Source organism: Gordonia sp. i37 (assembly GCF_002043085.1).
In the GTDB taxonomy this organism is placed as follows: Bacteria; Actinomycetota; Actinomycetes; order Mycobacteriales; family Mycobacteriaceae; genus Gordonia; species Gordonia polyisoprenivorans.
Genome location: NZ_MVPX01000482.1, coordinates 1 through 10,850, shown reverse-complemented (window position 1 = coordinate 10,850; position 10,850 = coordinate 1). Strand labels below are relative to the sequence as shown.

Genomic DNA, 10,850 nt, shown 5'->3' with positions numbered 1-10,850 from the left:
AGGTGCGTGGCCGGGACACGAAATCGGTTGCGGTGTCCGCGGCGAGCGACGCCGCCTCGGGAAGTTCGATGCCGGCGGCGAGGTGTGCGACCAGGGTTCCGGCGAAGACGTCGCCGGCGCCGGTGGTGTCGACGGCTGTGACTCCGCGCACGTTGATGCGGGTGACGCGACCGTCGTCGACGACGAGCACCCCCTCGGCGCCCAGGGTGATGACCGCCGACGTGCAGCGAGCCCGAAGCCGTTGCGCCAGAGGCTCGAGATCGTCGGCCGTGCCGTAGTAGGCGGCCTCGATCTCGTTGACAACCAGCGGGGTCGGCGAGTGCCAGTATCGAATCATCCAGTGCCGCGACGGGACTGGGATTGAGGACGAAACGCCTCAGATGGGCTCGACACCACCGCGCAGCGGCGTCGGTGACCTCGCGGGGCGACTCCAGCTGTGTGAGAACCACTTCGGGGTCAAGTGCGTCCAAGGACGCCGTGACGTGGTCGGCGGTCAGCTCGGCATTCGCACCGGAGAGCACGATGATCCGGTTGGTGCCGTCGGCGTCGACCTCGATGACCGCCCGCCCGCTGAGGCCGGTGACGCGACGAACGTGCTCGACGTCGACACCCTGAGCATGTTGATGTTCGAGCATCGTGGTGCCCGCGGGGTCGTCCCCGACCGCGGCGATCAGCGACGTCGAGGTGATCGCTGCCGCTGCTGCGGCCTGATTGGCGCCCTTACCGCCCGGCCGCTCCGTCTGGGACAGCCCGAGGACCGTCTCACCGTCGGCGGGTAGACGCTCGACGTGCACCACCTGGTCGAGATTCAGGGTGCCGACCACGGCGACACGCGACGAGGAGTTCATCGTATCGATTATGCCGGTGAGGTGGTTGTGAAACCAGCACCGTGGCAGGGGGTCTCGAGGCTCGGCGCACGCGCCTCGCACCTCGACCATCGGGGGAGGAGCGGTCGGTGGTAGCAGGTGGGAGCGTTGCGACCATCGGGGGAGGAGCGGTCGGTGGTAGCGGGTGGGAACGTCGCGACGATCGGGGGAGGAGCGGTCGGTGGTAGCGGGTGGGAACGTCGCGACCATCGGGTGGGGTCTTTCATCGATGGTCGAGGTGGGAGGCGCCCCTGGCGCCGACCCTCGAGACCGCCGTCAGCCGAGGCTGATTCGACACGACCGTCGGCCTACGGGAGACGTTCAGATCCCGAGCGCCCCGGCGGTGGTGTTGGAGGCCCAGGTACCGATGTCGTTGATCTGGCCGCGGGGCGCATGGATCCACAGGGTCGGGCTGGTGGCGGCGCCGCATCGCACGCGGACGGGATGCCGGCCGGGGCGGACAGCGGAGCCCGGCAGGGTCAGGGTGCGTTCGGTGCTGTTGCGCGCGAGGGTGCGTGAATCGACGACGACGGTGCAGCGACCGTCGGTGTGCGGGCCGGCTCCGGTGTCATAGGTGATCGTCCAGTCGGCGCTGCCCGCGGTGGTGACCGCGAGCGTGGGGACCACCGCGGCCGATGCCGGCCCGATACCCATGACACCGCCCACGGCACCGGTGATGACAACAAACGCCGTGGTCACGGCGATTCGGACAGGTATCGATCTCATGTCGGCGAGCTCCATTCGGCGCAAAGTCTTCGTGTTTCACATTTCATATATGAAGTATGTTAGCGTGTCGATCGACAGTTGAGATCTCGATCACATGCCACACCTGGGGGTCGTATGGCGTTCGAGCTGCCCGCATCCAAGGGGCCGCTACGTGATCTGGCCAATGAGGCCGGACACACTTTGGGCTTTGCGCTACAGGCGATCGGTTCGCTCGTGGTCGCCATCTTCCGGTTCCGTCTCTCGATCACCGAAACGGTTAATCAGACGGTCTTCATCGGCCGGGTCAGTACCGGTCCGTCGTTGCTGCTGATGATCCCGGTCGGCGTGTTCATCGCGGTGTCGGTCGGCGAACTCGCCGGCCGCATCGGCGCCGGCGGCTATTCGGGCGCCGTCGTCGCCTTCATCATCGTCGGACAGGCCTCGGCGCTCGTCAGCGCGCTGATGATGGCCGGCGTCGCTGGCTCTGCGATCTGCACCGACCTGGGCTCCCGCAAGATCCGCGAAGAAGTCGATGCCATGGAGGTGATGGGCCTCAACGTGATCGAGCGGCTCGTGGCCCCGCGTATCGCTGCGGGGATCATCGTGTCGCTGGTCCTGTGCTCGCTGATCACCGTGACCGGCGTCGGGGCCTGCTACCTCTATCACGTCTACGTGCAACATCTTCCGGCCGGCGCGTTCATGGCGACCTTCAGCCAGTACGGGCGCACCTCGGACTTCGTGATGGCACTGGTGAAGGCGGCGGTGTTCGCGCTGCTGTCGACGATCGTGGCCTGCTTCAAGGGATTACATGCTCGCGGCGGTCCACGGGGAGTCGCCGATGCCGTCAACGAGGCGGTGGTGATCGCCTTCGCTCTGGTGTTCATCTTCAACACCGTTCTGTCACAGCTCTATTCGGTGATGGTACCGGCTGTGGGGTCGTATTAGATGGTCAGCGCAGACATCGGTTACCGCATCCGGGTGCGCTCGACGCGCCGCCTCTCCGCATTCGTCGACGGCTTCGTCCGGCTGGGCGAGTACGTCACCTTCATCCTGCGCGCGATCGCCGCGGTGCCCTACACACTCGTGCACTACCGCAAGCATGTGCTGAACCAGATCGCCGAGGTGACCTTCGGTGGCAAGTCGCTGCTGTCCGGCGGTGGGACGATGGGCATCGTCCTGGCGATGTCGCTGGCCGCGGCCATGATGCTGGGCGTCGAAACCTATCGCGGACTGCAACTCGTCGGCATGACCACCTTGTCGGGCATGCTCTCGGCGATCGCCAACACCCGCGAGCTCGCGCCGGTCGTCGTCGCCATCGCGCTCGCGGCCAAGGTGGGAACCGGCTTCACCGCGCAGGTCGGTGCCATGCGGATCTCCGACGAGATCGCCGCGCTCGACGTGATGGCGATTCGCTCGATCCCGTTCCTCGCGACCACCCGCATGATCGCGGCGATGGTCTGCATCCTGCCGATCTACATGATCGGTCTGCTCGCCAGTTACATCGCGACCCGACTGGTGGTGGTCTGGTACAACGGGGAATCGTCAGGCACCTACGACTACTTCTTCCACCTGGCGCTGACGCCCGCCGACCTGCTCTACTCGGCGATCAAGGCGGTGGTCTTCGCCGCGATCGTCACGTTGGTGCACTGTTCCTACGGATATTTCGCCAGCGGCGGTCCCGAAGGCGTCGGGCAGGCGGCCGGACGCGCTCTGCGAACCTCGATCCTGGCCATCGGCATCTTCGACGTCATCTTCACATTCGGGCTGTGGGGGCTGGTGCCCCAGATCCCGGGAATGGGGATCTGACGTGACGGTCATGCTGCCGGGCAATCCGGTGTCACGCGGCGGATACATCGTGCGTGCGGTCATCGCGATGATCCTGGTCGGCGCCTTCGCATTCTGGATGGTCGCACGCAGTACGCATCTGACCAACTCGGACCCCGTCATCCACGCACAGGTCCCGGTGCAGGCTGGGTTGATCACCACCGGTGCGCCGGTGCGATATCACGGCGTCAAGGTCGGCGAGATCTCGTCGATCGATGCCGGCACCCAGTCCTCCGAGGTGAACCTGACGATCGAGGACTCGGTGATCGGGTCGATCCCGTCGAACGTGATGATGCGGGTGCTGCCGCGAACGTTCTTCGGCGACATCTATGTTCAGCTGGTTCCGGCCCCGCAACTCGAACACAGTGCGCACTCGCTGTCCGACGGCGACGAGATCACCGTGGATTCGGGTCCCGACGCGATCAACCTCTACGACATCTTCACCAAGATGAGCGACCTCATCGCCGAGGTACAGCCGGACAAGATGACCGTCGCCCTCGCGGCGGTGAACAAGGCCATCGGGGGTCGCGGTGCCGACCTGGGTCTGATGATCGACCAGTGGGCCACCGCGTCACAGCAACTCGAATCGGCGGTCGATGAGTTCATCGACGCCACACCGCAATTCCGGCGCGTCGTCGAATCCCTCAAGCGCGCCACGCCGGCGATCACCGAAACCCTCGCCTCGGTCACCCACATCTCCGAGGGCATCCTCGAGCACTCGCAGAGTCTGGCGTCGTTCTTCGCTTCGGCAGCAGGCTATCTGGGAACGGCGGGGCCGTTCGTCGCCGCACAACGCCAGAACCTGATCACCGTGCTGACCTCGACGTCGACGATCCTGTCCACCGTCGCCGACAACCCGAACGGACTCTCTCGCACCCTGTCGGAGGCCGACAGGTTCGCCATCGCCGGAGCGCAGGTGTTCTCCACCGGAAAGTTCAACATCACCGCCGTGCCCACCTTCTCCCAACCGATGCCCTACACCGCCGCGGACTGCCCGACCTACGGCACCATGCGCGGATCACAGTGCACCGGAACAGGGGCCGAGATCGGCGTCGGCCCGGTGCGCGCGCCCGGCCAGCCGAACGGCACCGTGCTCAACCTGCCGGTACGTACCCCGACCACCCCGACCGCCACACCCTCGGCGTTCTCCGGGAACGTGACCATCGACGGCACCGGCGAACGCCCCGCCTTGCGCCGGCTCGAAGGCATGGTCGGAGTCGGCTCATCGGCAGATGAGGCCGGCGGACAGCCGAATCCGGCCACCGTGGTCATGCTCGGGCCGATGGTCCGCGGAGCGCAGGTGAGCCCGTCATGACCACCCTGTCCCCGTGGACCCTCATCAAGGCGGTCTCGTTCGTGATCATCGGGTTCGTGGCCGCCGTTCTCGTCGTGAACACACTGCGGGTACCGGTGGGTGGGCCGACCGACGACTATGTCATCCACTTCGCCGACGCGGAAGGTCTCGTCACCGGCAACCCGGTCAAGATGGCCGGCGTACGAATCGGTCGGGTCGATTCGATCGCCCTGGTGCCCGGCGCGAACGGGACCGCGCAGGCGTCGGTGACCGTGCAGGTCGAAAAGGACAAGGTCATCCCCGAACGCGTCCACGCCGCAGTGCGTTACGGCGACATGCTCGGTGCCCGCTACATCGCGCTGACCGCGGCCGGCGACGATCAGCCGGCCCGCACCGGCAACGAGATCCCGCTCGCTGCAACGACTCCGCCGATCAATCTGACCGCGCTGATGAACGGGTTCCAGCCGCTGTTCAGTGCGCTGCAACCGCAGCAGGTCAACGAACTCGCCCGCGGCTTCGTCGACACCTTCGAGGGTCGGGCCGGGTCGGTGGAACTGCTGTTGCGTCAGATCGCGAGCATGGGGCAGAACCTGTCGGAGAACGGGGTCATCTTCACCCGGCTGGTCACCAACATGAACGTGCTGATGACCACGGTCGAGAAACGCAGCCCGCAGATGACCGAACTGTTCACCGGCTTGAATCAGTTGACGTCGACGATCATCGGCGACAACGGGCAACTCGGCGCGCTGCTCGACAGTGGCGATCGCGCGTTGTCGTCGCTGGCGCAGATGATGACGGCCGCCGACGGACAGTTCGCCTCGACACTGACCGGGCTGCGCGACGTGACCTCGTCGTGGATTCCGCAGACCGAGCAGTTCACACGGTTCCTCGACCAGTTCCCGGTGATGGCCGCGAAGATCAATGCGAGCGGACGCTACGGCGGATTCATGATGCTCTACCTGTGCAACTTCACGTTGAAGGCTTTCGATCTGGAGGCCAACATCTTCGGGCCCCAACATTCCTCGGTGTGTAGGTGATCACGAATGTTCCTGGTCAGATTGATCGATGTCTTCGTCGGCATCCTCGAGTTCGTCTTCAAGTCCGACAAGCGTTCTCAAGGAGCCTCGCCTGCGGTCCTCGGTACCGCGGGCATCATCACCTTGCTCGTCCTCGTCCTCGTGGCGATCGGTGTCCCGCAGCTACGCTACGAACTGCGGACCTCGCCCTACGCCGCCGAGCTCGCCAATGCGTCCGGTCTGACGACTGCCGACCCCGTTCTCGTCTCCGGGGTACCGGCCGGGCGGATCGAGAGCATCGACCTCGCCGGTGATCATGTGCGCGTGGGCTTTCGGCTCGACAACGGTCAGCCGCTGGGCGATCAGACCCGCGCCGGTGTCCGGTTGCGCACCGTACTCGGCAAGCGCTATCTGGAGATCGTCCCCGGCGGGCGCGGACAGGTGGGCCCCGACAACACGATCCCGCTGTCCCGCACCGACAGTCCGTACAGTCTCGACGACATCTCGGCCGCCTCGGTCAACGCGTCCGCACAGATCGACCCCGACGTGCTGCGGGCGATGATGTCGACGATGAAGTCGATCATCCCGGATTCGACGACGCTCGACGCCTCACTGCGCGGGGCGGCCGGCGCCGCATCGGTCATCACCGGGACCGGCTCCCAACTCGACCAGCTGCTGTCGCTGTCCAAACGACTGGCCACCGTCACTGCGGCACAGACCGATTCGATCTCCGACGCGCTGTCGAGTGCGCAGGCAATCGTGCAGACCCTCGTGGTCCGGCGCGTGGTGCTGACGCGGCTCGTCGACAACCTGCGCATCGTGCTCGGGCAGATGGCGACCACCTTCCCGCAGGTACCGATGGGGCAATTGACCACCAACATCGAATCGGTGACGACGACCCTGAAAGACAATGTGGACCACATCAACGCGATCCTGCAACAACTGCCGCCGGCCATGCGCACCGTCACCGACGCCACCGGCAACGGCAACTGGGCCGACGTCGTCTCGCCGTCGGCGGTGATCCCCGACAACATGCTGTGTGTGCTCGGTGTGATGCAGGGGTGCCGCTGATGACCTTTCGTCAGGTTCGCGAGGTCCGGCACCGGAAACGCTACGGCGGGAAGATCTTCGCCGCACTACTTGTGGTCGCCGCGCTGGTCGCCGGGACGTGGTACGTCTTCGGCCGTAGTCCCGACACCACCAGCGTCAACGCCGATTTCGCCTTCGTCAACGGCCTGTACACCGGTTCCAAGGTGACGGTCCTCGGGGTGCCGGTCGGCCAGATCACCGCCGTCGATCCGCGTGGCGATCACGTTCATGTGGAGATGACCATCGCCGGGGCCGTCCGGCTGCCCGCCGACGTGCAGGCCTACGTCCTGAACCCGTCGGTGATCAGTGACCGTCACCTCGAACTCGGACCGGCCTACACCAAGGGCCCCGAATTCGCCGACGGCGATACGATTCCCCAACAGCGGACGCACTCACCGATCAGTTTCGACCAGTTGATGGGCAGCCTCGGCACACTGACCAAGATCCTCGGCCCGTCGGCCGATCCGCAGTCGGCGGATGTGGGAACCCTGCTGGCCCGCACCGCACAGTCCTGGGATGGCGGTGGTCCCGAATTCAACACGGCGATGGGCCAATTGGCATCGGCGAGCGGGATCGTCGGCGCCCACGCCGACGACATTCAGGATCTCATCGACTCACTCAACCAACTCATGCAGACCTTCCAGGCCAAACAGGTCTCCCTCGACGGGTTGATCGACTCGATGGGAGCGCTGAGCAACCAGTGGGCCTCGGCCAACCAGGACATCACCACCCCGATCAACGATCTCAAGGTGATCTTCGATCAGGTCAACGCCTTCGTCATGGCCCACGGCAACGATGTCGGCGTGGTCGCCGAAAACCTCAAGGCGCTCGGCGACACCCTCGCCGCCAACAAGTCGGGACTGGCCGAATTCATGGATCTCGCACCACTGATGATGCAGAACCTCTCGAGCACGATCGGCCCCGACCATCGCGGGCGAATCCGGCTGAACATCTCGACGACACTGGCACAGTTCAAGACCCTCAAACCGCTATGTGACCGATTCCCGATGCCGCTGTGTGTCGGTGCGGGACTGACCAATCCGATCTCGTTCCCGATCAGCTCGTCGGACCCGCTGGGCATCGTCTCGGCGATCTCCGGTGGCGCCCTTCCCCCACAGGGAGGCCGCTGATGGCGGCCATGCGAGGCGTCCGTGGATGGCGGCGGCCGGCGATCGGTGCCGTGGCTGCGCTGACAGTGGCCTGCGGTGTGAGCGGGTGCGCGACGGGACTGCAGGATCTGCCGTTGGCCGGTGCCCGCGGCACCTTCGACGTGACCGCCGAACTGAGCACCGCCGATGGTGTCGTCGACGGCTCCGACGTGCGCAGTGGCCAGCAGATCGTCGGCCGGGTCACCGACATCGCTCTCGACGGGGGACACGCACAACTGACGCTGTCGCTCGACGACCACACCGATCTGCCGGCCAATGTTCGTGCCTCGGTGGAACTCCCGTCGGCGCTGGGCACCCCGTTCATCCGGCTGACCCCACCGCAGAACCCGCAGGGCCATCTCGGCGGGGGCGACCGCATCGGTCTCGACGCCACCAGCGTCGGTCCGCAGGTGGAAGGGACCCTCGCGGCCCTGGGCAACGTCCTCTCCGGCAGCGGTGTGAGCCAATTGCAGTCGGTGATGGCGAGCCTGAACGAGGCGTTCGACCAACGCTCGGACAAGGTGGGCGTGCTGATCGACACCCTGAACCGACTGCTCGCCCGATCATCGCGCTACACCGACGATTTCAACGCGGCGATGTCGGCGGCCGCCGACGTCACCGACACGCTCGCCGGACAGCAGAATCTCGTCGAGGACTTCTTGTCGCAGACCCCGGCTGCGGTCAATGTGCTGGCCGCGCAACGTGATCAGCTGGCCACCCTGATGTCACAGACCACCTCACTGGCCCGCAGCGCCGACGCGATCACCCGGGGCCGGCAACCACAATTGAATTCGCTGGTGACCGACGCGAACGCACTCGTGAGCTCGCTGGGCACCTTCAACGACAACGTGGGGCAGACGCTGACGCACATGAATCAGTTCATGGCCAACTTCACCCGGTCGATCCGTGGCGACTACTTGGTGTTCGACGGTGCCCTCGACATCCCCGGCGGCATCGACAAGATACTCACCGGCGGGATGCTGCTGTCGGGACAGCCGCTGCCGACACCCGGCGATCTCACTGACGCCCTCACCGGCGGACTCCCCGGCGCCCACCGGCCGGGCCGCCCGACGCGACCGAGCGGAGGTCGCTGACATGGCACTCACCCTGCGCGGCAAGCGATATGAGCTGCCGACGGGATCGATCCAGTTCGCGATCTTCCTGATCATCGCGGCGATCGTCATCCCCTACGGCATCAACTTCGTCGCCGGCCCGGAAGGCTTTGGCGACAAGCTCACCCTGCACGCCCGGATGGACAATGCCTTCGGCCTCACCGCGGGGACCGGCGTCACCCTGCGCGGGGTCGACATCGGCACCGTGCACTCGGTCACGCTCGACGGGTCGGGAGATGCCGCGAATGTCGAGCTCGTCGTGCGTGGCAGCACTCGCATCCCGAAGAACGCGTACATGCAGGTGACCATGGCGACGATGGCCGGCATCCAGAGCGTCGACATCATCCCGAGTTCCGACGACGGGCCCTATCTGCACAGCGGTGACACCATCGCCGCGCCCGCCGACAAGCAGCCGATGCAGATGGATGCCATCATCGCGCAGGCCGCCAAGGTGCTCGAGAGCATCGGCCCGGGCAACCTCGCGACCGTCGGCAACGAGATGTACCAGGCCTTCGGCGAGAACCCCGACTCGTTGAACACCTTGGTGTCCAACGGACTCCAACTGTCGGATCTCGTCAGTCGCAATGCGCCGATCCTGCAGGGGCTCTTCGGTGACTGGCTCAACGTCCTACACGCGATGAGTGACAACACCGCATCGTTCGAGACCGGTATGCGCTCGGTGGCCTCCTTCACCGACCAACTCGACTCCGAACAACCGGTGTTCGTCTACCTGCTCGACCACTCCCCGGCGGCGCTGAACCACGCACAACAATTGTTCGACAGGTATCGCGGCACCTTCGGTGGGGTACTGGCCAACCTGGCCACCGTGGAGCCGGTCATCAGCAACCGTTCGGCGGCCCTGCAGACCGGCCTGCAGACGATCCCGCAGGGTTTGATCGATCTGCGGTCCATCGTCAAGAACGGGCGCGGCGACTTCGCGCTCATCGGGACGCAGGGGCCGGTGTGCATGTTCTACGACGAACCGCGGCGCACCGTCGGCGATCTCACGCCCTCGGACCCGAACCTCACCCGGTACTGCCCGCCCGGCAACGGACTCGAACAGCGGGGCGCGGTGAACGCGCCGCGTCCCGACGATCTCGGAACGTCCTCCTGGACGAGTCCCGGTGGGGTGTCGGGTCCACCGGCGGTCACCGATCCCCTCCTGATCCCCAATGGCGCCGAACTCCTGCAATGGTGGCGCGAACTCCTCGAAAGGGCACAACATGGCAACTGACATCACCGCGAGTGAGAAGACGGCACAACAGGATTCGGCACAACAGGATTCGGGCACCGAGACCCAGCCGACAGCGAAGGCGGCGACAAGGGCAGCGGTGTCGGTGCCCAAGAACAGTCCGCTCGGCAAGAAGCGCACCAAGGCCGCGGCGGTCACATCGGAGGCCGAGCCGGCGGCCACCCAACCCGCCGACACCGAACCCGGTGACTCGCAACAGGACTCGGTGATCCCACCTGCGTCGGGGCGCACACCCGCATCGGAGCGGCGTCGGGTGCTGCCGTGGATCACCGGCGTGCTGGCGGTGCTACTCGTCGCAGCGATCGCCCTCGCCGGATACTTCGGGTACGAGGCGTTCTCGGGCAACGACTCCGACGGCGCGGTGACCGCGCAGATGCGCACACAGGCCACCGACACCGCACGTGATTACGCGATCAAGCTCTCGAGCTTCGACTATCGGGACCTCAACAAGAACCGTGATGCGATCGCGTCGATGGCGACGGAGAACTTCGCGGCCAAGTACAGCGAGATGGTGTCGGCATTGACCCAGATCGTCACCGACGGC

The 10,850-nt window shown here is 65.8% G+C and carries 10 protein-coding genes and 1 pseudogene; 9 read left to right on the top strand and 2 right to left on the bottom strand.

Going from position 1 to position 10,850, the window contains the following annotated elements; genetic code table 11:
* Window positions 1–848, bottom strand: a pseudogene (locus B1964_RS23535) (ribokinase); the annotation flags it as partial.
* Window positions 849–1,187: 339 nt separating this feature from the next.
* A complete protein-coding gene (locus B1964_RS23530; RefSeq protein WP_079931495.1) occupies window positions 1,188–1,592 on the bottom strand; it encodes a hypothetical protein in 405 nt (134 codons plus the stop codon).
* 114 nt (window positions 1,593–1,706) lie between these two features.
* On the opposite strand from B1964_RS23530, the gene B1964_RS23525 reads away from it, so the two are divergent.
* From B1964_RS23525 to B1964_RS23485, 9 genes are all read left to right on the top strand, one after another.
* Window positions 1,707–2,516 (top strand): ABC transporter permease, encoded by an 810-nt coding sequence (locus tag B1964_RS23525; protein ID WP_006371735.1) that lies wholly within the window; start codon window positions 1,707–1,709, stop codon window positions 2,514–2,516.
* Window positions 2,517–3,377 (top strand): ABC transporter permease, encoded by an 861-nt coding sequence (locus tag B1964_RS23520; protein ID WP_006371734.1) that lies wholly within the window; start codon window positions 2,517–2,519, stop codon window positions 3,375–3,377.
* A 1-nt stretch (window position 3,378) separates the two neighbouring features.
* A complete protein-coding gene (locus B1964_RS23515; RefSeq protein WP_079931494.1) occupies window positions 3,379–4,710 on the top strand; it encodes an MCE family protein in 1,332 nt (443 codons plus the stop codon).
* Window positions 4,707–5,726 carry an MlaD family protein gene (locus tag B1964_RS23510; RefSeq protein ID WP_079931493.1) on the top strand — a complete coding sequence of 340 codons (1,020 nt, stop codon included), beginning with the start codon at window positions 4,707–4,709 and terminating at the stop codon, window positions 5,724–5,726. The genes B1964_RS23515 and B1964_RS23510 overlap by 4 nt, the downstream gene beginning before the upstream one ends.
* Before the next feature lie 6 nt (window positions 5,727–5,732).
* Window positions 5,733–6,776 carry an MlaD family protein gene (locus tag B1964_RS23505; RefSeq protein WP_079931492.1) on the top strand — a complete coding sequence of 348 codons (1,044 nt, stop codon included), beginning with the start codon at window positions 5,733–5,735 and terminating at the stop codon, window positions 6,774–6,776.
* Window positions 6,776–7,924: an MCE family protein gene (locus B1964_RS23500; protein ID WP_172398945.1), complete on the top strand. Its 1,149-nt coding sequence runs from the start codon at window positions 6,776–6,778 to the stop codon at window positions 7,922–7,924. The genes B1964_RS23505 and B1964_RS23500 overlap by 1 nt, the downstream gene beginning before the upstream one ends.
* Window positions 7,924–9,036, top strand: a complete 1,113-nt coding sequence (locus B1964_RS23495) for an MCE family protein (protein ID WP_079931490.1) — start codon at window positions 7,924–7,926, stop codon at window positions 9,034–9,036. Before B1964_RS23500 ends, B1964_RS23495 begins: the two co-directional genes overlap by 1 nt.
* Before the next feature lies 1 nt (window position 9,037).
* The gene (locus tag B1964_RS23490; RefSeq protein WP_079931489.1) at window positions 9,038–10,288 is read left to right on the top strand and encodes an MlaD family protein; all 1,251 of its coding nucleotides are present in this window, start codon (window positions 9,038–9,040) and stop codon (window positions 10,286–10,288) included.
* The coding region (locus tag B1964_RS23485) for a hypothetical protein (RefSeq protein WP_079931488.1) at window positions 10,278–10,850 on the top strand (573 nt) is incomplete at its 3' end. The genes B1964_RS23490 and B1964_RS23485, both read left to right, overlap by 11 nt.